We start from the raw sequence: 20620 nt of genomic DNA, 5'->3' as shown, positions 1-20620 counted from the left end.
CATGACGATAGCGACAACCATACAAGCACACAGCCGCGCCAGGGAGGTGTTCATCCGTCTGGCGGCCTATCTGACGATCCTTGCCGCGCTGGTCATCACGCTTTTTCCCGTCTATTGGATCGCGGCGAACTCGTTCAAATTTGATATCGACATCTTCGCCGTGCCGCCGGAGTGGCTGCCCCGGAACCCGACGCTGAAGCACTATGACGAGGCGTTCATCCAGCGCCCGTTCTTGCGCTACGCACTGAACAGCTTTCTCGTGGCCGTTGGAACGACCATTGTTTCCGTGGTCTTCGGCACCATGGCCGGCTATGCCTTGGCGCGGTTCAGTTATCCATGGCAGTGGCGAAAGCAGATCTCGTTCTGGATACTCTCGACGCGCATGATGCCTCCTATCGTCAGCATCATTCCGCTCTACCTGTTCTTCAACTACTTCGACATGCTCAACACGAAGTCGGCGCTCATTGTCGCCTACACCGCCTTCAATCTGCCGTTTGCGACCTGGATGATGAAGAGCTACTTCCAGGACCTGCCGGTCGAGCTGGAGGAGGCCGCGATCGTCGACGGTGACACCCGGTGGGGCGCGTTCCTGCACGTGGCGTTGCCTCTCGCCAGGCCGGGGCTTGCGGCCACCGCCATCTTCTGCCTGATCATCTCGTGGAACGAGTTCCTGCTTTCCCTCATCATCACGCTCACCGAGCAGTCGCAGACCCTGCCGATCGGCATTGCCGGGCGGGTGACGCAATACAGCACCTATTGGGGCGAAATCAGCGCGGCGGGCTTCATGGCCTGTGTGCCGATCGTCATCTTCGCCTTCATCGTCCAGAAGCATCTCGTCCGGGGACTGTCCCTGGGCGCCGTCAAAGGTTGAGACCTATGGCGTCCGTCACGTTCATCAACGTCTCTAAGAAGTTCGGCGAGTTCGTCGCCGTGAGCAATTTCAACCTCGAGATCAAAGACAAGGAGTTTCTCGTTCTGCTCGGACCCTCCGGTTGCGGCAAGACGACGACAATGCGCATGGTCGCGGGTCTCGAGGAGGCCACGTCCGGCGATATCTACATCGAGACCGACCGCATCAACGGTGTCCTGCCCAAGTACCGCGACGTCGCGATGGTCTTCCAGTCCTATGCCTTGTATCCGCACCTCACTGTCGAGGACAATATCGGCTACCCGCTGAAGATCCGCAAAGTGCCCCCGGCCGAATACAAGCGTCGAATAGCCGAGGTCGCGCGGCGCGTGGAACTCGACTCGATGTTGTCGCGTCTGCCGAAGGAGCTCTCCGGTGGCCAGCGCCAGCGCGTCGCACTCGCCCGCGCCATCGTCCGCACGCCACGTGTCTTTCTGATGGACGAGCCGCTTTCCAATCTCGATGCCAAGCTTCGCACCCAAATGCGTGCGGAGCTGAAACACCTACAGCATGAGCTGCAGGTTACGACGATCTATGTCACCCACGACCAGATAGAGGCGATGACACTCGCTCACCGCGTGGCCGTGATGAACAAAGGCGTGATCGAGCAGCTCGGAACGCCGAAGGAAATCTACAACGATCCGCGCACCCTCTTCGTTGCCGGGTTTATCGGCTCGCCGCCAATGAATCTGATTCCGGGGGAAGTGAAAAACGGTGTGTTCGTTAGGGCCGGCCTCAGGGTGGCGGGTCTCGGCCGGGCAGACATCTCGCGCGCCGTCCTCGGTGTCCGCCCAGAGGATGTCCATGCGGCCGGAGCCGAGGATGCCGACATCAATCTGGTCGCGCCGATCTATTCGGTGGAGCTCACCGGCGAGAACACGCTTGTCAGCCTGCAATTGGGCGGCCAGCTGATGACCTTGCGCGCCGACAAGAACTTCGCAGGCCAGATCGATCAGCGGATCGGCGCGAAGGTCGCGACAGACCGCGTGTTTCTGTTCGACGGAGAGACTCAATACCGTGTCGACTTCTGACATCTGGATGGTGATCGTGATCACCGTGACATTCCGCGCGGCCGCGGCCGATGCCGGCGGCCCCATCGACGGCAATCCGCTGATCGAAATTCCTGCCGGCGCGTTCGTCTTCGGTCGCGACGACGGCCCCGAAAACGAACGCCCGCGCCGCGTGCTGGAGGGTCGGGCGTTTGCGATCAACCGTACCGAGATCACGAACCGGCAATACGGACGCTTCGTCGGTGAGACCGGTCACCGCCCGGCCTTCTACGCAAATCACCCGGTTCTGGGATTGGACAACCGGCCGGTCGTCGGGGTGAACTGGGGAGACGCCGATGCTTTTTGCCGTCACTACGGGTTGGCGCTGCCGTCGGAGCAACAATACGAGAGAGCGGCACGCGGAACGACGGGCAGCGCATTTCCGTGGGGCTCGGCCCCTAGGGACTTGGTGCGGGCAAATTCCGGCGCAGATATCTGCTGCTCCGGCGACGCGCGCGACGGTTATCCGATGACCGCGCCAGCGGAGTCCTTCGCTGATGGCGCAAGCCGAGAGGGTGTCCTCAATCTCGTCGGCAATGTCTGGGAGTGGACCAGCGATATTTACGCGCCCTACGAAGGTTGGCCCGCCGCGAAAGGTGCGGGACTATACCGGGTGCTTCGCGGTGGCTCCTGGAACAGCGATGCACGCCACCTTACGACGACCTATCGCCTCGCCTATAATCCGGAATTCCGTTTCTCGGCCAATGGTGGCTTCCGATGCGCCCGCTCCGCGACTTGATATTCGCTGCTGGTCTTCTGCTCCTGGCAGCCGGCGCCGGCGCCGAGCCGGCAGTGGCGCCCGGCTACCGGCTAGAAACCGCCCGCGTGCCGGGCGCCGCGTTCGCCGGCATGTCACGCGACGGCGAGGCCCTGCTCGTCACCGATCTCGCCAGCGGCCGGCTTTACCGCCGCGGCGCCGAGGGCAAGCTCGTCGCATTCGGTCCGGTCTTTTCGCATGGCCTCGACGTGATCGGCGACCCGACCGGTCCCTACCGTGTCGTGCGCGCCGGCGACGTCCTCGTCGTCGCCCAGGGGTGGACGCCTGCCAACTCCGACGCAGGCCCCTATGACCACGCCCTCATTGCGATTGATGGTGCTGGCGCGGTCCGCGTCATCAGCAGCGATTTCTGGAACCCGTTCGACTTCATCGTGGCGGGCGGTACCTACTACGTGATCGATGCCGCGCGAAACAGTGTCGAGCGGGTGCAACCGGACGGCAAGAAGAACACGATCATGACGTTCCGCCGCATGGACGAGGCGGCGACGGCGCTGCAGGATCTTTCACCGACGGAGTTCGCGAAAGGGAACAGCTATGAGGTCGATGCGGTGCCGACCGGAATCGCGCTGCGTGACGGGCGCCTCTATGTCGCGCTGTTTGGCGGCTTTCCCTTTCTTGCCGGTGCCGGAAAGATCGTCTCGATCCCCGAGGCCGGCGGCGCGTCAAGGCCGCGGCTCGACGTCGAAGGGTTGAATGCGCCCGTGGCTGTCGCCTTCGACAGCGATGGGGAGATGCTCGTTCTCGAACACGGTGTCTACGATCAAGGGGAAGGCTTCCGGAAGGGCAGCGGTCGATTGGTCAGGCTCGACACACGGACGGGAAGCCGAAAGATCATTCTCGACGCCCTGACCCGACCGGTCTCCGTCCTTGTCTGGGACGAGCGACGGCTCGTCGTTTCCGATCTGGGCGGCAACCTCCATTTTCTGACACGTGAATAGGCGCACTGACCACCAGAAAATGCTCATCGGCCGATGCGGCCGCACCACAGACGGCCGGGCACCGAGCATTGAAGAGATGGTGGCAAAGACGTGTCGCCGTCAGTGCGGCGACACGTCTTTGCCCGTTCAAATCAGGTGGGCCTGTGTCCCCTCAGTCCGTAGAAGGCGATATAGGCATAACAAGCTACGGGCATCAGGAAGGCGAGGTGAATGCCGATCGTGTCGGCAAGGGCGCCTTGCAACAGCGGGAGCAGTGCGCCGCCGACGATCGCCAGGCACAGGATTCCGGAGCCTTGGCTGGTGTATTTTCCAAGTCCGTAAAGCGCGAGGCTGAAGATCGTCGGAAACATGATCGAATTGAAAAGCCCGATCGCCAGCACCGACCACATTGCAGTGTCGCCATTTGAAAAGACCGTCAGCAAAAGCAGGGCAATTGCCGCTGCCGCGTTGAGGGCGAGCGCTTTGCCGTCGTTGACATAACGCATGGCGATCGCGCCGATAAAGCGACCGACCATGGCGCCGCCCCAGAAATAGGACACGTAATGCGCGGCCTCTGCCTCGGAAAGACCGGCGATGTCAGGCTGGCTGAGGAAGTTGACGAGGAAGCTGCCGATACTCACTTCGGCGCCCACATAGAGGAAGATGCCCACTGCGCCGAGCACCAGGTGACGATACTGCCAAGCCGATTTACCATCCGTAATGGGCTCGATCTCGTCCTGAACGTCGACGCCTGGCAGCTTCAAGGCTGCGAAAAGGGCGGCAAGTAGCAGAAAGGCGGCGGCCAGCAGCATGTAAGGCGCTTTGACGGCATTTGCTTCCGCCAACCGTATCACGCCGAGCTGCTCAGGCGCGAGATCTGTCGTGGCAACGGTCGCGGCCGACAGTATCAGCAATGCGCCGAACATCGGCGCGAGTGTCGTACCGAGCGCGTTGAACGCCTGGGTCAAGGTCAGACGGCTTGCGGCGGTATCCGGCGGGCCAAGGACGGTCACGTAGGGGTTGGCCGCGACCTGCAACAAGGTGATGCCGGATGCGAGCACGAACAAGGCGCCAAGGAAGAGTGTGTAGAGTTGATAGCTCGCGGCTGGAACGAAGAGCGCGCAGCCGATCGCCGCAATCACCAGGCCAAGGACGATGCCCCATTTATAGGAGATGCGTTTGACCAGCGCGCCAGCAGGCAAGGACACGATGAAGTAGGCGCCGAAGAAGCAGAACTGAACCAGCATCGACTGTGTGTAGTTCAGCGCAAAGACATTCTTCAGGTGCGGTATGAGAATGTCGTTCAGGCACGTGATGAAGCCCCACATGAAAAAGAGGGACGTAAGGGCGAAGAGGGCGAATTTGTAACCGGTTGCGCCGGATTCCATGGGCGGAGCCGCGCCCGCGGCTTGAGCGCCGGTGGTGATGATACCTGCCACTGTGATAACCTTCTGTTGTTGTTGACGCCGGGGACGTTGCTTGGGAACCGTCGAAGGACGAGCCGGCGGCAGCCCGGGAGACGCTTGGGAGGCATGAAGACCCCGGGGCTGCGGGGCGCTATATACAGCGAGATATCGATTTTGGTAGCGTTTAAGCGATTTCTGCTGCGTATTATGATCGACTTTTGAACGGGCGACACAAGTGCCGAACGGATATTAAGCCGGTGCTGCCGCCGCGTTGTATCGCGGTTCTCCGCATCGGCGAGATCATGCCAGCGCTCCGTGCCACCAGTGACACAAGTCTTGCGCGACCGCCTCATTTGACGGTGCCCCGGGATGGTCGCACCATTTGGTCAGCGCTCAGGCTCCCAGTTTCTCCCGCTCTGCAAGCCGCCAAGCCCTGGGCGTCATTCCGGTCTGGCGCAGGAAGAAGCGAGAGAAATAGGCGGGATCGGCAAAGCCGAGCCGGAAACTGATCTCCTGCACGCTGCCACGGGTGAAGACGAGCTCGCGCCGTGCTTCGTCGGTCAGCTTGCGCGCGATGATCTCGTGGGCGCTTTGGCCGGTGACGCTGCGGGCGATACGATTGAGATGCGTCGGCGAGAGGCCGAGTTCGCGCGCATAAAATGCGGCCGGCTTGTGCGAGCGATGGTGTTGCTGGACGAGGCCCAGGAAATGTTCGACGCGTCGTTCGTTCTCCGTGTCGGCGGCATCATCCTCGACGGGGTACGCTTCATCGAGGCGGGCGCCCAGCGTCAACGCCGACGTCAGATAGGCATCGAGCAGGTCGGTGCGGTGGCTCCGGCTGGCTTCCCATTCTGCACCCAGCCGGGCTAGGGTTAGCGCCACATAGCGGCCGTCGTCGCTGCCGTCGAGGCGGGTAAGACGCGGCGTCGCCATCCAGGCGCCGAGACGGCTGCGTTCGCCGGGCGATACCCTGAGATGTGAGGCGAGAACGGTGAACACGAAGCCGTCGATATCGCGGGAGAAACGGAAACCATGGCTGGTCGATGGCGGCACGGTGATCATCACCGCTGGGCGAATAGCGTGCACCCTTTCGCCGAACACCGCATCTCCCGATCCGCCGGCAATGTACAAGATCTGAAAGAAGCTCTCGTGCCGATGCAGCCCGATCTCCCAATGATGCAGGCTGCTGCGCGACGGGATCGTTTCGCAATGCAGCCAGAAATCGGGCCGTTCTCGCAACTTTTCGCCGTAAAGCTCGTAGGTCGGGACCGCTCTTTTCATCACGTGCATCCATTGGCGCTGTTCGATTAGTGCAATTTCTTGACCGAAATGTCCATTGAGCCGGATGGCTTGCCCGCGCAGAGTTTTGTCAAAAGCCAGTTTCGGGAGGAAAGCATGCGCACACAGGTTGTCATCATCGGTTCGGGCCCATCGGGTCTTCTCCTCGGGCAATTGCTAACCGGTGCCGGCATCGACAACGTCATCCTCGATCGCGTCAGCAAGGATTACATTCTCGGGCGCGTGCGGGCTGGCGTGCTCGAGGAGGGAACCGTCGGCCTGATGGACCGGGCGAAGGCCGGCGCCCGCATGCATGCCGAAGGCCTGCCGCATGACGGCTTTTCGTTGGCCTTCGATGGTCGGGATCATCGTATCGACCTTTACGGCCTGACCGGCGGCAAGCGTGTGATGGTCTACGGCCAGACGGAATTGACGCGCGACCTGATGGAGCAGCGGGCGCTGACCGGCGCGCCATCGATCTACGCGGCGGCAAATGTCGCACCGCATGATTTCGATGGGCAAAACCCCTATGTGACCTATGAACGGGATGGCATAAACCAGCGTATCGATTGCGATTTCATTGCCGGCTGCGACGGATTTCACGGGATAAGCCGAAAGTCCGTTCCTGAAAAGGCGATCCGCACCTTCGAAAAGGTCTACCCCTTCGGCTGGCTCGGCATTCTTGCCGATGTCGCGCCGGTCAGCCACGAACTGATCTATGCCAATCATCCGCGCGGGTTTGCCCTTTGCTCGATGCGCTCGCAGACCCGCAGCCGATATTACCTGCAGTGCGCGCTCGACGAGAAGCTCGAGGACTGGACGGATCAGCGCTTCTGGGACGAACTCAGGCGGCGGCTGCCGGCCCACCACGCCGAGGCGCTCGTAACCGGGGCGTCGTTCGAAAAGTCGATCGCGCCGCTCCGATCCTTCGTTAGCGAGCCGATGCGCTTCGGTCGGCTGTTCCTGGTCGGAGACGCCGCCCATATCGTGCCGCCCACCGGAGCCAAAGGCTTGAACCTCGCGGCAAGTGACGTGCACTACCTCTTCGAAGGGCTGCTGGAACACTATCAAGACCGTTCGAATGCCGGTGTCGACGCCTATTCCGCGCATGCGCTGGCGAGGGTGTGGAAGGCGGTGCGTTTTTCCTGGTGGATGACAACCATGCTTCACCGTTTCCCTGATACCGGCGATTTCGACCAGAAGATCCAGGAGGCCGAACTCGATTATCTCACCCATTCGCGCGCGGCCGCGACGGCACTTGCCGAAAACTACGTCGGGCTGCCGTTCTGAGGCAGGCTCTTCGCGGAGAGATCGCTGCGCAGCATGCCGTAGATGGCGGTGTCCCACCTGACATCGCCAACTCTCGCTGAAGACCGCCGAACACCTTCCTCGACAAAACCCAGTTTGAGATAGGTGCGGATCGCCGCCGTGTTGAACGTATAGACGTTGAGTTCCAGCCGCTCGAAGATCGGGTCGGCGAAGAAGCGCTCGATAATGCATTGGAGAAAAGGGTGGGCGAGGCCCAGTCCGCGAAGCCGTGGGTTGATCGCCACGCGGCCGAGACGGCCGACGCCATTTTCCCAATCAAGTGCGACCTGGGCGTGGCCGGCAAGATTGCCATCGACAATGCCGGAAAACACCCATCGCGCCGGCTCGTTCCCGGAGGTCGAAGCCTGCATCTCCTCGAGCTGCGTCGCGTCAAGTGGAAAGCGAAGTCCCGGTCCACCCCATTGGGTGAGCGCTGCGGCGGTCGGGAACCAGTCCAGCATGTCGGCAATGTGGTGTTGGGCGAAGATTTCGAGCTGGACTGGAGCGGTCGGCATGGTGTTTCAGCAAAATGATTGGGGCCGCAATCTCGGCTGACGAGGAGGTCTTGTAAAGGGCGGCGGGTGTCGAATGCCGGACCGCCGTCACGGTTTCGGGGCGATGTCCGATGCCGCCTCGCGGATGGTCTGCATCAGGATGGAAAGCGGCAGCGATGGAACGGCGTCGGCGCGCATCGTCAGGCCGACCGGGCCTTTGGTTTCGCTGGTGTCGATCGGCAGGACCGCCAGCGTGCCATCCTCGATATCGCTGGCGACGACACCCGCAGAAATGATCCAGATTGCATCGCTGGTGCGCACGAAGGCGCGGCCGAAGGCATCGGAAACCGTTTCGATCTGGTTGGGCAGGCCCGGTATACCATTGGCGATCAGAAAGTGTTCGACAAACGGGCGGATGATGGAGGCGCGCGTCGGCATCAGCACCGGGTAGTCACCAAGATGGGCGAAGGCCGATTGCGCGTCCGAAAGCAACGGGTGTCCCGCACGCACGGCGAAGACCACCTGTTCGGAATAGAGATGCTCGAAAGAGAAGCCGGTCATCTTCTCCGGCGCCGCCAACCGGCCGACGACGAGGTCGAGGTCGCCAACCCGCAACTGTTCGAGGAGGACGGCATTCTCGCCGGTGACGATCTTGATGCGGGCGCCGGTGTCCTCCTCCAGGAAAAGCGACATCGCCCGCGGCATGATGCGCGTCGAGACCGTCGGCAAAGCGCCGATCCGCACCGGCACGCCATCGCCGGAGCGCTCCTGCGAGACGGAATCGAGGCCCTGGCGAAGCGCCGTCAGCGCGGCACCGGCGTGGCGAAGAAAGACCTCGCCATAGCGGGTGATCTTGATGCCGCGCCCCTCGCGCTCGAAAACGGCAACGCCCAGAACCTCTTCCAGCTCGCGGATCGTCTTGGTGACGGCGGGTTGGCTGACATGCAGGAGTTCTGCCGCCTTCATGACGCTCTTCTGCCTCGCGACCTCGACAAAAGTCTGCAGATGACGAAACTTGACCCGGGCGTCGTTCATGGAATTCATAACTCTTGAGTTAATGGAATGCCGTGAAATATCATTTTACCTAACCAGATTAAACATACAATTTGGTTGCAGAGGAGAAGTGCCGTGCAGTTTGCCCGCATCAACGACATCACCATCCATTATCAGGTCATCGGCGCGACGGCCGAGCGGCCGGTGCTGGTCTTCGCCAATTCGCTCGGCACGGACTTTCGTATCTGGCGTGATGTCATCGTGCGTCTTGCCGGCGAATACGCCATCGTCCTCTACGATAAGCGCGGCCACGGTCTCTCCGATATCGGCCCTGTCCCTTACGCGATCGAAGACCATGCCAATGACCTTGCCGGCCTTCTCGACATGCTCTCGGTCAGCCAAGCGATCATCTGCGGTCTTTCGGTTGGCGGATTGATCGCCCAGTCGCTCTATCAACGGCGCCCGGATCTCGTGCGCGCCCTCGTTCTCTGCGATACCGCCCACAAGATCGGCACGCCGGAAATGTGGGCGACGCGCATTGCCGCCATCGAGGAGCACGGCATCGAGGCGATCGCCGACGGTGTGCTGGAGCGCTGGTTCACGCCGGCTTTTCGCAGGCCCGAGAACACCGCGCTCCCCGGCTACAGAAACATGCTGATCCGTCAGCCGGTCACCGGCTATGTCGCCACCTGCGGCGCGATCCGCGACGCCGATTATACCGAGGCGGCGGCCCGTATCGCGGTGCCCGTCCTTTGCGTCGTCGGCGACCAGGACGGTTCGACGCCGCCGGACGTAGTGCTTGCCACGGCGCGCCTAATCCCCGGCGCGCGCTACGAAGTCATCCGCGATGCAGGGCACATCCCTTGCGTCGAAAACCCGGAAGCCCTGACCGCGGTGCTGCGCGCCTTCTTTGAAATAGCAATGCATGGAGACAAGAGCCATGAGTGATGCCTTCGCGCCCTCCGACCGCTATCGCCAGGGCATGGCGACGCGGCGGGCCGTCCTTGGCGACAACCATGTGGACCGCGCGCAATCGGCCTCGACCGATTTCGACCGGCCGTTCCAGGACCTGATCACCGAGGCCGCCTGGGGGCACGTCTGGTCACGGCCGACCTGGACGAAAAGGGAGCGATCGATCGTGACGATCGCGCTTCTGGCCGCCCTCGGCCAGGACGAGGAGGTGGCCATGCATGTGCGCGCCACCGCCAATACCGGTGCCAGCCGCGACGACATCTGCGAGGCGCTGCTGCATGTGGCGATCTATGCCGGCGTTCCGGCCGCCAACCACGCGATCAAGATCGTCAAGCAGGTCTTTGCGGAAATGGACGCCGGCAAGGCGGCCTGACGGGAGTAGCAGATGTCCGACAGAGCAAACAGGAAGCCCGAAACCGGCGCCTTCTTTCCCCGCGACAGAAACTGGCATGCCCCGGCGCTGACGCCCGGTTACAAAACCTCCGTGCTGCGCTCGCCGCAGAAAGCCCTGCTGTCGCTCGATGGCACGATCTCCGAAATCACCGGACCGGTGTTCGGACATTCGATGCTGGGCGAACTCGACAACGATCTCATCCACAACTTCGCCAAGCCGGGTGAAAGCGCGATCGGCGAACGCATCATCGTTCACGGACGGGTTCTAGACGAGCGTGGACGGGCCGTTCCGGGCGCTTTGCTCGAATTCTGGCAGGCCAATGCCGGCGGGCGCTACCGCCACAAGAAGGAAAGCTATCTCGCTGCACTTGATCCGAATTTCGGCGGCTGCGGCCGCACGATCACCGACGACGATGGGTTCTATTCCTTCCGCACGATCAAGCCCGGCCCCTATCCCTGGCCGAACGGCGTCAACGACTGGCGTCCGGCCCACATCCACTTTTCGGTTTTCGGCCACGGCTTTGCGCAGCGGCTGATCACCCAGATGTATTTCGAGGGCGATCCGATGATCTGGAAGTGTCCGATCGTCAACACGATCGCCGATCGCCGCGCGATCGAGCAACTGATCGCGCCGCTCGATTGGGCAAACACCATCCCGATGGACGCGCGGGCCTACAAATTCGATATCGTGCTGCGCGGTCGCCGCTCGACGATGTTTGAGAACCGCATGGAGGGCAACTGATGGTCCAGGCGCTCGGCACTCTCAAGGAAACGGCGTCGCAGACCGCCGGTCCCTATGTGCATATCGGCCTCACGCCGAATTTCTGCGGCATCGACGGCGTCTACGATGCCGACCTCGGTACAAAGATGGTCAGTGAGCGGACGCTCGGCGAACGCATCACCGTCAGCGGCCGTGTGCTCGATGGTACCGGAACGCCGCTTAGGGATGCGCTGGTCGAAATCTGGCAGGCGGATGCCGCGGGTCTCTACAATTCCCCGTCGGAAATGCGTGGCGCGGCGGATCCGACGTTTTCCGGCTGGGGACGGTGCGCGACCGGTGCCGAAGACGGCCTTTTTCGTTTCGATACGATCAAGCCCGGCCACGTTCCCTTCAAAGACGGCCGGCCGATGGCGCCGCACATCACGTTCTGGATCGTTGCGCGCGGCATCAATATCGGCCTGCACACGCGGATGTATTTCCCCGACGAGGCGGAGGCGAATGCCGCCGATCCGCTGCTTTTGCGCGTCGAGCATCGCCATCGCGTTGCAACGCTTGTCGCAGCCGGCAGCGCCCCTAATTATATCTTCGACATTCACCTGCAGGGTGAGAAGGAAACGGTCTTCCTCGACATCTGAAACCGGAATGTCACGCAGAGGCTGATCCGCTGCATCCTGGTGCATGGACGTCTCGAAGCAGAACGTGGCATTCCGTCTAAACGCGAACGGGTATCGCGACAACCATCGGGGGGACTATGACCTATTCCGCTTTCGATCATCCCTATCTCTCCGGCCTTCTGGGCGATGAGGCGGTGGCTGCCGAGTTTTCGACTGCTGCCGACATTCACGCGATGCTCTCCTTCGAGGCGGCGCTGGCGCGCGCTGAGGCGATCCACGGCGTCATCCCGAAAAGTGCCGCTGATCGCATCACCGAGGCCTGCCGCGGCTTTTCTCCCGATGTGGCCGCGCTCCGGCGGGCCATGGCCATCGACGGCGTCGTTGTTCCCGAACTGGTTCGCCAGTTGCGGGCAGTCGTTGGCGGCGAAGCAGCGGCGCACGTGCATTATGGCGCCACCAGCCAGGACGTCATCGATACGAGCCTGATGTTGCGCATGAAGGCTGTTGCCGAACTCTTCGCCACCCGTCTTGGCGATGTCGTGTCGGTGCTGGAGGAATGCGACGATCAATGGGGCGAGCGGATGTTGATGGGCCGCACGCGCATGCAGGCGGCGATACCGATCACGGTGTCCGATCGGTTGCGCACCTGGATCGAGCCGCTGCTCGATCACAAGGACCGGCTCGAGGCGATGGACCGTGACCTCTTCGCGATCCAGTTCGGCGGCGCCGCGGGCACGCTCGACAAGCTGAAGGATAAGGCGGACGATGTGCGCGCCACGCTTGCCGAGGAACTGGCGCTTGCCGATTTTCCGCAATGGCACAGCCAGCGTTCGGAAGTCGCCGATTTCGCCAACGCGCTGTCGCTTGTCACAGGCAGCCTCGGCAAGTTCGGGCAGGACATTGCGCTGATGGCGCAGCAGGGTGACGAAATCGAACTTGCGGGCGGCGGCGGATCGTCGGCGATGCCGCACAAGCAGAATCCGGTCGCTGCCGAGGTTCTGGTGGCGCTTGCGCGTTTCAATGCGACGCAGCTTTCCGGCGTCCACCAGGCGCTGGTGCACGAGCAGGAACGCTCCGGTGCCGCCTGGACGCTCGAATGGTTGATCATGCCGCAGATGGCAGGAGCAACCGCGGCGGCTCTGCGCCTCGCAGCTGAGCTTGCCGGCAACATCAGGCGGCTCGGCTCCGCCTGACGCTTAAAGCGCGTTGCGATCCCTCAGATTCGCATTCTGCGCTTTAAGCTATTGTTTTTTGCGCATGTCTTCCTCGCAAAACCGCTGCACACTTTTGCGCGACATGCTTTGAGTGGTTACGGCTACCCTTTGTTCGCAGCCACGCACTGCTTGTCCAGCCGCTTGAGGAAGACCGTGATTTCGCGCGCGACCTGCAGGTCGCCTTTGTTCTCGGCGACGGCGCGTCCCTCTGTCCAGATGCGCCGCGCTTCGTCGATACGATTGAGTTTCAGCATCGCGGCCCCGCTCAGTTTCCAGGCGGCCGAATAGGTGGGGTCATGTTCGATCGCGCGCCTGAGATGGACAAGTGCTGTCTCGGCATCCGCTTCCTGCAGACAGATGCTGCCGAGGGTAAAGCGCAGCAACGCATCGTCACGACCGTCGTCCAGAAGTTTTTCAAGCACCTGTCGCATGGCAGCTCCCGCATGGGTATCCGTTTGCACCGTTCAGATCGTCGGGCACGAGGTGCCCGACGGCAATGGATGCCCGCTTGATGTGGCGGCAAAGGGCGGCGATCTCTCAAGTGCCTGGTATTGCCGCTCGCTCCAGAGCAGCGGGTCGGCATAGGTGGCGGTTTCGGTAGCAATGATCGTTCCGACAAAGAGCCGGTGGTCGCCGACAAGGATAGAGGCGCTGAGCACGCAGTCGAGCCCGGCGGCAGCGCCGAGAAGACGCGGTCGGCGGGACGGCCACTCCGCCCAAACGCCGACGAGATAGCGGCTGGCTGCCGCGACCCTGCCGGCGAATGCGTCAGCAACCAGTTCCTGTCCCTGAGCGAGCATCGCCAGCGAAAAACCGCCATGTCTGGAAATGGTGCCCGCCAGCGCGCTGTCGGCCTTGATCGAAACGACGATCGATGGCGGGCTTGCGGAAAGCGAGAAGACGGCCGTCGCCGTTCGACCCAGGCATTCAGCGCCGCTGCCCGAACTGACGACGCAGACGGTCGACGCCAGTCGCGCCATCGTGTCGGCGAACTGCGGTCTGGGAACGGCGCGCTCGGCATGGGCGGTGATATCGACGGCGGCAAGCTTGGTCATGGGTGCAATCCGGCTGAGATATGGTCGGGGCGCCGCCGGTGCGGCGCCACGGCAGGCGTGTCAGGCAGACTTAAGCTCCGCCTCAGCGAACTCGTAGTTCGCCAGTCGGTCGAGGAAGTTGCTGACATAGTCGGGACGGCGATTGCGGTAGTCGATGTAGTAGCTGTGCTCCCAGACGTCGAGACCGAGCAGCGCCTTACCCTCGTTGGTGGCAACCGGGTTTGAGCCGTTGGCGGTCTTCGTCACCTTGAGCTTGCCGCCGGCGTCGAGCACGAGCCAGGCCCAGCCGGACCCGAACTGGCTGGTCGCCGCCGTCTTGAACGCGTCCTTGAAGGCGGCGACGCTGCCGAAGTCTTCTGTGATCTTCTTTTCAAGACTGTCCGGGATGCGTCCGCCCTTGGGGGAGAGATTGTTCCAGAACAGGATGTGGTTCCAGTGCTGCCCGGCATTGTTGAAGACCGGCGCCAACTCGGCCTTGCCATTGGCATGCCGAATGATGTCTTCGAGTGAAAGCCCGGCAAGCGCCTGGTTCTTTTCGACAAAGCCGCTGAGTGCGGTGACGTAGGCCTGGTGATGCTTGCCGTGGTGGAATTCCAGCGTCTCGGCGCTCATGCCGCCTTCGGCCAAAGCGCCGATGGAAAAGGGAAGGGAGGGGAGTTCGAAAGGCATGGTTGAAATCCTTTTCAGTCGGATGGAACACAGCGAATGTCTTGTGCGCCAACCATCAGACGTGTATTTAACAAGATAATTCTTTGTAAATCTCCGGGCGATAATATGTCAAGCGATCACTTGTTAAATCCGGATCAAAGCCAGGGTCGTTCGCCGGGCGAGCGGATACTGCTGGCGCTGAAGCTGCATGGACCGCAGACGTCGCCGGCGCTTGGCAAGCGCCTGTCGATAACCGGCGAGGCAGTGCGTCAGCAACTGGTGCGCCTTGCGGAGGACGGGTTTGTAAACTCCTGGTCGGAGGCACGCGGCGTCGGGCGTCCCTCGCAGTTCTGGGGACTGACCGCTTCGGGCCATGCCGAGTTTCCCGATACCCATGCGGAGCTGACAGTCCAACTGCTGCGCACCATCCGCCAGACGCTGGGGGATACGGCGGTCGATCGCATCATCGCCGCTCGCGAGGAGGAGACGCGAAACGGCTATCGTGCGGCGCTCGCTGGCGCCGGAAGCCTGCGGGACCGGGTGGAAAAGCTCGTTCGCTTGCGAACGGCCGAAGGGTATATGGCGGGATATGAGGAGGCCGGCGACGGCACCTTTCTCTTCGTCGAGAATCATTGTCCGATCTGCGCCGCCGCGGCCAGTTGCCAGGGCTTTTGCCGGGCGGAGATCAATATCTTCCGCGATATTTTGGGCCAGGACGTTGCGGTCGAGCGCACCGAACATATTCTCGCCGGTGCGCGCCGTTGTGCCTATGTCATTGCGCCTGCGGCGCAAGGCGATCATCCAGGCGCTTGATTTCCCGGCTGGTTTGCCGGGAAATGCCGACGGTGCCGTGCTGACGCCGTAACGCTCGAAACTCGCGCACGGGCAAGGAATCGCGCAGGGGCGCAGCCGGCCGGGCGTCAGATCTCAGCGCGCGCCCATTCGCAACGCGCCGTCGAGGCGGATGACTTCGCCGTTCAGCATCCGGTTCTCGCAGATATGCTGGACAAGGGCGGCAAACTCCTCGGGTCTGCCGAGACGTTGCGGGAAGGGAACGCTCTTGCCGAGCGTTTCCTGGACGTCCTGCGGCATGCCGGCCATCATCGGCGTTTCGAAGATGCCCGGTGCGATCGCCACGACACGGATCCCATGCCGTGCGAGTTCGCGGGCAATCGGCAGCGTCATGGCGACGACACCACCCTTCGAGGCGGAGTAGGCGGCCTGTCCGACCTGGCCGTCGAAGGCGGCAACAGAAGCGGTGTTGATGATGACGCCACGTTCGCCGTCTTCGCCCGGAGCCTCCTTTTCCATCACAGCAGCAGCCAGTCGGACCATGTTGAACGTGCCGACAAGATTGATCGCGACCGCACGCGCAAAGCTCTCGAGCCGATGCGGGCCGTCGCGCCCAAGCACCTTTTCGCCCGGGGCGATGCCGGCGCAATTCACCAGCCCATGGAGATGGCCGAACATATCGACGGCTGCGGAGACTGCGGCAGCGCCATCGGCCTCGCTGGTGACATCCGTCTTGACGAAAAGGGCGTTGCGTCCAAGCGCTTCGGCCATTGCCCGCCCGGCGTCTTCGTTGATATCTGCAAGGACGACACGAGCGCCCATGCCGTGCAACAGGCGGGCAACGCCGGCACCAAGGCCAGAGCCGCCCCCTGTGACAATGAAGACTTTCCCGTCGATCAGCATTTCAGAACTCCTCCAATACCAAACTCCGCCGCCGATCGGCGCTTGCCGCCAAAGGCGCGGCAACGGAGTTCACTGCCATCGGGCGTGAGGTTAGCGTCTTTGAAACGCGGCGGAAATCGGCCGGAGCGATTTTTGATTTTGCGCCGCGGATAAAATCGCCCGTCCGTCTTTCCCATCGTCTGGAAAGGCTGCGCCTCCGCCATGCGCAAGGCTCGCCGCTAAGGGCTGGTCAAAAGGGCGCCGATGGCTTAGAAGTGGTCCGCATCCGGTCGCAGCCCACCCGGTCAAAACAAGGGATCCACAATTATGAGAACTATCGTCATCTGCTCCGGCGGATTGGACTCCGTTTCGCTCGCCTATAAGATCGCGGCGGAACACGAACTCGTCGGCCTTCTTTCCTTCGATTACGGCCAGCGCCATCGCAAGGAACTCGACTTCGCCGCCGCCTGTGCGCGGCGGCTTGGCGTCCGACACCAGATCATCGACATTACGGGCGTCGGCCGGCACCTGACCGGATCGGCACTGACCGATGATGTCGAGGTGCCCGATGGCCATTATGCCGAGGAGACGATGAAGGCGACGGTCGTGCCGAACCGAAACGCCATCATGCTGGCGATCGCCTTCGGCCTTGCCTCGGCGCAAAAGGCCGAGGCCGTTGCCGTTGCCGTCCATGGCGGAGACCACTTCATCTATCCCGATTGCCGGCCGGGTTTCATAAACGCGTTCCAGAAAATGCAGGACGAGGCGTTGGACGGCTATGGCAGAATCCGGCTGCATGCACCCTATGTCGATGTTCCGAAAGCGGCGATCGTTGCCGATGGCGCGAGGTACGGCACGCCCTTCGGCGAGACCTGGTCCTGCTACAAGGGCGGTGCGCAGCATTGCGGTCGCTGCGGCACTTGCGTCGAGCGGCGTGAGGCCTTTCATCTCGCCGGCGTCGATGACCCGACCGAGTATGCCGATCCGGATTTCTGGCGGGCCGCGACCCGCCGCTTCTCGGCAAAGGAGCTTCGCTGATGTACCGCATTACCAAGGAGTTCCACTTCTCCGCCTCACATCAGTTGAGCCATCTGCCCGCCGATCACCAATGCGCGCGGCTGCACGGCCACAACTACATCGTCGAGGTCGAGCTTGCCGCCGCCGATCTCGACGATAACGGCTTCGTGCGGGACTATCATGACCTGGCTCCGCTCAAGCGCTACATCGATGGCAGCTTCGACCACCGCCATCTCAATGAGGTGCTTGGTCACGACCGGGTGACGTCGGAGTGCCTTGCCCGGCATTTCTACGACTGGTGCAAGGAACGGCTGCCGGAAACGTCGGCCGTTCGCGTGAGCGAGACGCCAAAGACTTGGGCGGAATACCGGCCATGACGGGCGCGGCGATCCGCGTCAGCGAGATCTTCGGGCCGACAATCCAGGGGGAGGGCGTGTTGATCGGTCAGCCCACGGTGTTCGTGCGCACCGGCGGCTGCGACTATCGCTGCTCCTGGTGCGATACGCTGCACGCCGTCGACAGCGACTATCGCGAGCAGTGGCGGCCGATGTCGGTCGAGGAAATCTGGGGGGAGGTGAGGCGGCTCTCGGGCGGCGTGCCGCTGACCGTCTCGCTTTCCGGCGGCAACCCTGCCATCCAGCCGCTCGGCCCCCTGATCGATCGCGGCCATGGCGAGGGCTATCGCTTCGCGCTCGAGACCCAGGGCAGCGTCGCCAGGGATTGGTTCGCCGACCTCGACGTCCTGGTCCTCAGCCCGAAGCCGCCCTCGAGCGGCATGGAAACCGATTTCGCAAAGCTCGACGACTGTCTTTCGATGGCGATCGGGCGGCCCATGACGGTGCTCAAGATCGTCGTTTTCGACGATCGCGACTATGTCTATGCCAAAGACGTGGCCCGGCGTTATCCGTCGCTGCCGGTTTACCTGCAGCCGGGAAACCACACCCCGCCGCCGCCGGAGGACGACAGCGCGACGGTGGACATCGACGGTGTGATGAACCGCATGCTCTGGCTGATCGACAAGGTGACCGGCGACAAATGGTTCGATGCAAGGGTGCTGCCGCAGCTGCATGTCTTGCTGTGGGGTAATCGACGAGGCGTCTAGAGCGCGGAAAGCAGCGTCCATAAATCGGGCGGCCTTCGGTCGCCCGCCTCTACCAGTCAATGCGTGGCGCCGACCTATCACCGCTCACACCGGAATATGTTAAAAATAACTGCCATATTGCCCGCCAAGCCGATAGTCCCCTTGAACAGCATTGATGTCCCGCTCGTGTTCATCACGCACAACGACATGGCGCTCCTGCCTTCCTTCCTGAAACACTATCGCAAGATCGGGGTAACGCGCTTCATATGCGTCGACGATGTTTCGAATGACGGCACGAAGGAGTATCTGCTCGAACAGCCAGACATCGACGTGTGGACGTCGAACATCAGATTGATTGAAGGACGATCCGCGTGCCCAGGTACGACGGGTCCCTGCCTAGTCTATCCTGAGACCATTTCGATCTTCAAAACATGTCGATACCCTATCGCGTGCGTCGCACCTTCCGGCCCGTCTCCAAGCACGCGGAGACCCGCGCATCGAGCAATGAGCAGGAAGCGCAACCTGCCGCACATTGCATCGGGAGGTCAGCGCCACCCCATGGGCTTCCGCCCAAACGGCACATGATAATGTTCCCATGCCTATTTTGGGATCGTGGCTTTAACGAGCGTATTTTTGTGCATCAGCGCGCACCACGTTTAACAACGTGGCCAAGATCAAGACGAAACATAACTTCTGAATTATGGTTTGCCGCCCATTTTTCATTTTTACATCACCGTTTCGCGTGACAAACTGACAGGCATCAAATTCGGATTGCTTTGCAATGACGGTGCCGGGTCGGGAGTGGACGGTGCCATAGGGAGGAAACATGAAACGAACCATTCTGGCCGCGCTTGCGGCCTTGGCAATGAGCGGCGCGGCCTATGCGGACACGATCAAGATCGGTGTCGTCGGACCCTTTTCCGGTCCCTTCGCGCTGCAGGGCAAGAACTTCAAGGCTGGTATCGACGCCTATATGGCGGTCAACGGCAGCAAGGTCGGCGACGATGATATCGAGATCATCTATCGCGACGTACCGCAGGCCGACCCGGCGCAATCCAAGGCGCTCGCGCAGGAACTGGTCGTTAGGGAAGGCGTGCAATATCTGGCCGGCTTCTATTTCACGCCCGATGCAATGGCCGTCACCCCGCTATTGGAGCAGGCGAACGTGCCTCTCGTGATCATGAACGCTGCGACCTCGGCGATCGTAACGAAGAGCCCGCTGGTGGTGCGTACCTCGTTTACGACCTGGCAGACGTCTACGCCGATCGCCAAGGTGGCGAAGGATGCCGGCGTCTCCAAGGTCATCTCGGTGGTCAGCGACTATGGTCCGGGCGTCGACGCGGAAAACGCCTTCAAGGCCGGGTTCGAAGCTGCGGGCGGCGAGGTCGTCGAGGCGATCCGCATGCCGCTTGCCACCAACGACTTCTCGCCGATCATGCAGCGCATCAAGGATTCGGGCGCCGAAGGCGTCTTCGCCTTCCTGCCGTCGGGTCCGACCACGCTCGGTTTCGTCAAGGCCTATAATGAAAATGGCCTGAAGAGCGGCGGCATCAAGTTCTTCGCTCCGGGCGATCTGACGCAGGAATCCGACCTGCCGGCGCTCGGCGAAGCGGCTCTTGGTGTTCAGACGACGTTCCACTACGCCGTTTCGCACGTTTCGCCGGAAAACAAGGCCTTTGTCGAAGCGGCCTCGAAGGCCATCGGCAATCCGGCCGAACTCTCCTTCCCCTCGGTCGGCGCCTATGACGGCATGCATGTCATCTACAAGATGATCGAGGCAACCGGTGGCGAGCAGGACGCACAGAAGGCTGTTGATGCGGTCAAGGGGCTTTCCTGGACGAGCCCGAGAGGGCCGGTTTCCATCGATCCCGAATCGCGCCACATCACGCAGAACATCTATCTGCGCGAAGTCGCCAAGGCTGATGACGGCACCTACTACAACAAGGAAGTTCAGACCTTCGAGAAGCAGGGCGATCCCGGTCTCGCGGCCCTGAAGTAGACGCTTTGGCAGATGCGGGCGCCGGTCGAGCGCCGCCCGCATTGCCTGCAACATACCGGGCGGCCGGCGGCTTGACCGATCGGGACGCCCCGAAGCATTCCC

At 62.1% G+C, this 20620-nt stretch carries 24 protein-coding genes and 1 pseudogene; 16 read left to right on the top strand and 9 right to left on the bottom strand.

Annotated elements, in window-relative coordinates; all coding sequences use genetic code 11:
- The first annotated feature begins 1 nt into the window (after nucleotide 1).
- The 4 genes from BC360_RS27740 to BC360_RS27725 are packed head-to-tail and all read left to right on the top strand — an operon-like array spanning nucleotide 2 to nucleotide 3672.
- Nucleotides 2-871: a carbohydrate ABC transporter permease gene (locus BC360_RS27740; protein WP_139110235.1), complete on the top strand. Its 870-nt coding sequence runs from the start codon at nucleotides 2-4 to the stop codon at nucleotides 869-871.
- Between the two features lie 5 nt (nucleotides 872-876).
- Nucleotides 877-1938 carry an ABC transporter ATP-binding protein gene (locus tag BC360_RS27735; protein WP_065797614.1) on the top strand — a complete coding sequence of 354 codons (1062 nt, stop codon included), beginning with the start codon at nucleotides 877-879 and terminating at the stop codon, nucleotides 1936-1938.
- Nucleotides 1939-1945: 7 nt separating this feature from the next.
- Nucleotides 1946-2695, top strand: coding sequence for a formylglycine-generating enzyme family protein (locus tag BC360_RS27730; protein ID WP_065797613.1), 750 nt, complete (start codon nucleotides 1946-1948; stop codon nucleotides 2693-2695).
- Nucleotides 2674-3672 carry a ScyD/ScyE family protein gene (locus tag BC360_RS27725; protein ID WP_065797612.1) on the top strand — a complete coding sequence of 333 codons (999 nt, stop codon included), beginning with the start codon at nucleotides 2674-2676 and terminating at the stop codon, nucleotides 3670-3672. Before BC360_RS27730 ends, BC360_RS27725 begins: the two co-directional genes overlap by 22 nt.
- Nucleotides 3673-3803: 131 nt before the next feature.
- On the opposite strand, the gene BC360_RS27720 is transcribed toward BC360_RS27725, so the two are convergent.
- Complete coding sequence (locus tag BC360_RS27720; RefSeq protein ID WP_208858223.1) at nucleotides 3804-5039, bottom strand: sugar MFS transporter; 1236 nt, start codon at nucleotides 5037-5039, stop codon at nucleotides 3804-3806.
- Nucleotides 5040-5450: 411 nt separating this feature from the next.
- On the bottom strand, nucleotides 5451-6338 hold the full coding sequence (locus tag BC360_RS27715; protein WP_065797723.1) for a helix-turn-helix domain-containing protein: 888 nt from the start codon (nucleotides 6336-6338) through the stop codon (nucleotides 5451-5453).
- A 114-nt stretch (nucleotides 6339-6452) separates the two neighbouring features.
- On the opposite strand from BC360_RS27715, the gene pobA reads away from it, so the two are divergent.
- Nucleotides 6453-7625: a 4-hydroxybenzoate 3-monooxygenase gene (gene pobA, locus BC360_RS27710; RefSeq protein WP_065797610.1), complete on the top strand. Its 1173-nt coding sequence runs from the start codon at nucleotides 6453-6455 to the stop codon at nucleotides 7623-7625.
- Here pobA and BC360_RS27705 read toward each other — a convergent pair.
- Together BC360_RS27705 and pcaQ are read right to left on the bottom strand one after the other, a co-directional pair.
- On the bottom strand, nucleotides 7604-8158 hold the full coding sequence (locus BC360_RS27705) for a GNAT family N-acetyltransferase (RefSeq protein ID WP_083222762.1): 555 nt from the start codon (nucleotides 8156-8158) through the stop codon (nucleotides 7604-7606). The two genes, pobA and BC360_RS27705, sit on opposite strands and share 22 nt — an antisense overlap.
- An 87-nt stretch (nucleotides 8159-8245) precedes the next feature.
- Nucleotides 8246-9172, bottom strand: a complete 927-nt coding sequence (gene pcaQ, locus BC360_RS27700) for a pca operon transcription factor PcaQ (protein ID WP_065797721.1) — start codon at nucleotides 9170-9172, stop codon at nucleotides 8246-8248.
- Between the two features lie 93 nt (nucleotides 9173-9265).
- Between pcaQ and pcaD the strand changes: the two genes are divergently transcribed.
- From pcaD to BC360_RS27675, 5 genes are all read left to right on the top strand, one after another.
- Entirely contained in the window at nucleotides 9266-10078 is an 813-nt protein-coding gene (gene pcaD / locus BC360_RS27695; protein ID WP_065785669.1) for a 3-oxoadipate enol-lactonase, read from the top strand.
- Complete coding sequence (pcaC, locus tag BC360_RS27690) at nucleotides 10071-10475, top strand: 4-carboxymuconolactone decarboxylase (protein WP_053250145.1); 405 nt, start codon at nucleotides 10071-10073, stop codon at nucleotides 10473-10475. Before pcaD ends, pcaC begins: the two co-directional genes overlap by 8 nt.
- Nucleotides 10476-10487: 12 nt before the next feature.
- Nucleotides 10488-11237, top strand: coding sequence for a protocatechuate 3,4-dioxygenase subunit beta (gene pcaH, locus BC360_RS27685; protein WP_065797609.1), 750 nt, complete (start codon nucleotides 10488-10490; stop codon nucleotides 11235-11237).
- Nucleotides 11237-11851, top strand: coding sequence for a protocatechuate 3,4-dioxygenase subunit alpha (pcaG, locus tag BC360_RS27680; RefSeq protein WP_065797608.1), 615 nt, complete (start codon nucleotides 11237-11239; stop codon nucleotides 11849-11851). The genes pcaH and pcaG overlap by 1 nt, the downstream gene beginning before the upstream one ends.
- Nucleotides 11852-11967: 116 nt before the next feature.
- Nucleotides 11968-13023 (top strand): 3-carboxy-cis,cis-muconate cycloisomerase, encoded by a 1056-nt coding sequence (locus BC360_RS27675; protein ID WP_065785666.1) that lies wholly within the window; start codon nucleotides 11968-11970, stop codon nucleotides 13021-13023.
- 122 nt (nucleotides 13024-13145) lie between these two features.
- Here the strand turns inward: BC360_RS27675 and BC360_RS27670 are convergent, their stop codons facing one another.
- From BC360_RS27670 to BC360_RS27660, 3 genes are read right to left on the bottom strand one after another with little or no spacing between them, the layout of a single operon-like run.
- Nucleotides 13146-13475 carry a tetratricopeptide repeat protein gene (locus tag BC360_RS27670; RefSeq protein ID WP_065785665.1) on the bottom strand — a complete coding sequence of 110 codons (330 nt, stop codon included), beginning with the start codon at nucleotides 13473-13475 and terminating at the stop codon, nucleotides 13146-13148.
- Between the two features lie 33 nt (nucleotides 13476-13508).
- The gene (locus BC360_RS27665; protein WP_065797607.1) at nucleotides 13509-14099 is read right to left on the bottom strand and encodes a flavin reductase family protein; all 591 of its coding nucleotides are present in this window, start codon (nucleotides 14097-14099) and stop codon (nucleotides 13509-13511) included.
- Between the two features lie 60 nt (nucleotides 14100-14159).
- On the bottom strand, nucleotides 14160-14768 hold the full coding sequence (locus BC360_RS27660) for a superoxide dismutase (protein ID WP_065797606.1): 609 nt from the start codon (nucleotides 14766-14768) through the stop codon (nucleotides 14160-14162).
- A 105-nt stretch (nucleotides 14769-14873) separates the two neighbouring features.
- On the opposite strand from BC360_RS27660, the gene BC360_RS27655 reads away from it, so the two are divergent.
- The gene (locus BC360_RS27655) at nucleotides 14874-15560 is read left to right on the top strand and encodes a helix-turn-helix transcriptional regulator (protein WP_083222761.1); all 687 of its coding nucleotides are present in this window, start codon (nucleotides 14874-14876) and stop codon (nucleotides 15558-15560) included.
- Nucleotides 15561-15674: 114 nt separating this feature from the next.
- On the opposite strand, the gene BC360_RS27650 is transcribed toward BC360_RS27655, so the two are convergent.
- Together BC360_RS27650 and BC360_RS31965 are read right to left on the bottom strand one after the other, a co-directional pair.
- The gene (locus BC360_RS27650) at nucleotides 15675-16442 is read right to left on the bottom strand and encodes an SDR family NAD(P)-dependent oxidoreductase (protein WP_065797605.1); all 768 of its coding nucleotides are present in this window, start codon (nucleotides 16440-16442) and stop codon (nucleotides 15675-15677) included.
- A complete protein-coding gene (locus BC360_RS31965; protein ID WP_139110234.1) occupies nucleotides 16436-16645 on the bottom strand; it encodes a hypothetical protein in 210 nt (69 codons plus the stop codon). Before BC360_RS31965 ends, BC360_RS27650 begins: the two co-directional genes overlap by 7 nt.
- A 103-nt stretch (nucleotides 16646-16748) precedes the next feature.
- On the opposite strand from BC360_RS31965, the gene queC reads away from it, so the two are divergent.
- The 5 genes and pseudogenes from queC to BC360_RS27630 all read left to right on the top strand — a co-directional run bounded on the left by queC (nucleotide 16749) and on the right by BC360_RS27630 (nucleotide 20518).
- Nucleotides 16749-17459 (top strand): 7-cyano-7-deazaguanine synthase QueC, encoded by a 711-nt coding sequence (gene queC / locus BC360_RS27645; RefSeq protein ID WP_065797604.1) that lies wholly within the window; start codon nucleotides 16749-16751, stop codon nucleotides 17457-17459.
- Nucleotides 17459-17815, top strand: coding sequence for a 6-carboxytetrahydropterin synthase QueD (queD, locus tag BC360_RS27640; RefSeq protein ID WP_065797603.1), 357 nt, complete (start codon nucleotides 17459-17461; stop codon nucleotides 17813-17815). Before queC ends, queD begins: the two co-directional genes overlap by 1 nt.
- Nucleotides 17812-18540 carry a 7-carboxy-7-deazaguanine synthase QueE gene (queE, locus tag BC360_RS27635; RefSeq protein ID WP_065797602.1) on the top strand — a complete coding sequence of 243 codons (729 nt, stop codon included), beginning with the start codon at nucleotides 17812-17814 and terminating at the stop codon, nucleotides 18538-18540. The genes queD and queE overlap by 4 nt, the downstream gene beginning before the upstream one ends.
- A 96-nt stretch (nucleotides 18541-18636) precedes the next feature.
- Nucleotides 18637-18885 (top strand): annotated as a pseudogene (locus tag BC360_RS32900) (glycosyltransferase family 2 protein); the annotation flags it as partial.
- Between the two features lie 460 nt (nucleotides 18886-19345).
- A complete protein-coding gene (locus BC360_RS27630; protein WP_065785658.1) occupies nucleotides 19346-20518 on the top strand; it encodes an ABC transporter substrate-binding protein in 1173 nt (390 codons plus the stop codon).
- The last annotated feature ends 102 nt before the right edge of the window (nucleotides 20519-20620 follow it).

This window comes from Ensifer sp. LC163 (assembly GCF_001695855.1).
In the GTDB taxonomy this organism is placed as follows: Bacteria; Pseudomonadota; Alphaproteobacteria; order Rhizobiales; family Rhizobiaceae; genus Ensifer.
Note: the sequence above shows the minus strand (reverse complement) of the source record. Positions and strands in the feature narration are given on the sequence as shown.

Coding starts and splice junctions, on each gene's coding strand:
- BC360_RS27630 (WP_065785658.1), top strand. CDS start 19,346: ATGAAACGAACCATTCTGGCCGCGCTTGCGGCCTTGGCAATGAGCGGC.
- pcaH (WP_065797609.1), top strand. CDS start 10,488: ATGTCCGACAGAGCAAACAGGAAGCCCGAAACCGGCGCCTTCTTTCCC.
- BC360_RS31965 (WP_139110234.1), bottom strand. CDS start 16,645: ATGGCGGAGGCGCAGCCTTTCCAGACGATGGGAAAGACGGACGGGCGA.
- BC360_RS27650 (WP_065797605.1), bottom strand. CDS start 16,442: ATGCTGATCGACGGGAAAGTCTTCATTGTCACAGGGGGCGGCTCTGGC.
- BC360_RS27715 (WP_065797723.1), bottom strand. CDS start 6,338: ATGAAAAGAGCGGTCCCGACCTACGAGCTTTACGGCGAAAAGTTGCGA.
- pcaG (WP_065797608.1), top strand. CDS start 11,237: ATGGTCCAGGCGCTCGGCACTCTCAAGGAAACGGCGTCGCAGACCGCC.
- BC360_RS27725 (WP_065797612.1), top strand. CDS start 2,674: ATGCGCCCGCTCCGCGACTTGATATTCGCTGCTGGTCTTCTGCTCCTG.
- BC360_RS27705 (WP_083222762.1), bottom strand. CDS start 8,158: ATGCCGACCGCTCCAGTCCAGCTCGAAATCTTCGCCCAACACCACATT.
- BC360_RS27730 (WP_065797613.1), top strand. CDS start 1,946: ATGGTGATCGTGATCACCGTGACATTCCGCGCGGCCGCGGCCGATGCC.
- queC (WP_065797604.1), top strand. CDS start 16,749: ATGAGAACTATCGTCATCTGCTCCGGCGGATTGGACTCCGTTTCGCTC.
- queE (WP_065797602.1), top strand. CDS start 17,812: ATGACGGGCGCGGCGATCCGCGTCAGCGAGATCTTCGGGCCGACAATC.
- BC360_RS27735 (WP_065797614.1), top strand. CDS start 877: ATGGCGTCCGTCACGTTCATCAACGTCTCTAAGAAGTTCGGCGAGTTC.
- BC360_RS27660 (WP_065797606.1), bottom strand. CDS start 14,768: ATGCCTTTCGAACTCCCCTCCCTTCCCTTTTCCATCGGCGCTTTGGCC.
- pcaC (WP_053250145.1), top strand. CDS start 10,071: ATGAGTGATGCCTTCGCGCCCTCCGACCGCTATCGCCAGGGCATGGCG.
- BC360_RS27655 (WP_083222761.1), top strand. CDS start 14,874: ATGTCAAGCGATCACTTGTTAAATCCGGATCAAAGCCAGGGTCGTTCG.
- BC360_RS27665 (WP_065797607.1), bottom strand. CDS start 14,099: ATGACCAAGCTTGCCGCCGTCGATATCACCGCCCATGCCGAGCGCGCC.
- BC360_RS27670 (WP_065785665.1), bottom strand. CDS start 13,475: ATGCGACAGGTGCTTGAAAAACTTCTGGACGACGGTCGTGACGATGCG.
- pobA (WP_065797610.1), top strand. CDS start 6,453: ATGCGCACACAGGTTGTCATCATCGGTTCGGGCCCATCGGGTCTTCTC.
- BC360_RS27720 (WP_208858223.1), bottom strand. CDS start 5,039: ATGGAATCCGGCGCAACCGGTTACAAATTCGCCCTCTTCGCCCTTACG.
- queD (WP_065797603.1), top strand. CDS start 17,459: ATGTACCGCATTACCAAGGAGTTCCACTTCTCCGCCTCACATCAGTTG.
- BC360_RS27675 (WP_065785666.1), top strand. CDS start 11,968: ATGACCTATTCCGCTTTCGATCATCCCTATCTCTCCGGCCTTCTGGGC.
- BC360_RS27740 (WP_139110235.1), top strand. CDS start 2: ATGACGATAGCGACAACCATACAAGCACACAGCCGCGCCAGGGAGGTG.
- pcaQ (WP_065797721.1), bottom strand. CDS start 9,172: ATGAACGACGCCCGGGTCAAGTTTCGTCATCTGCAGACTTTTGTCGAG.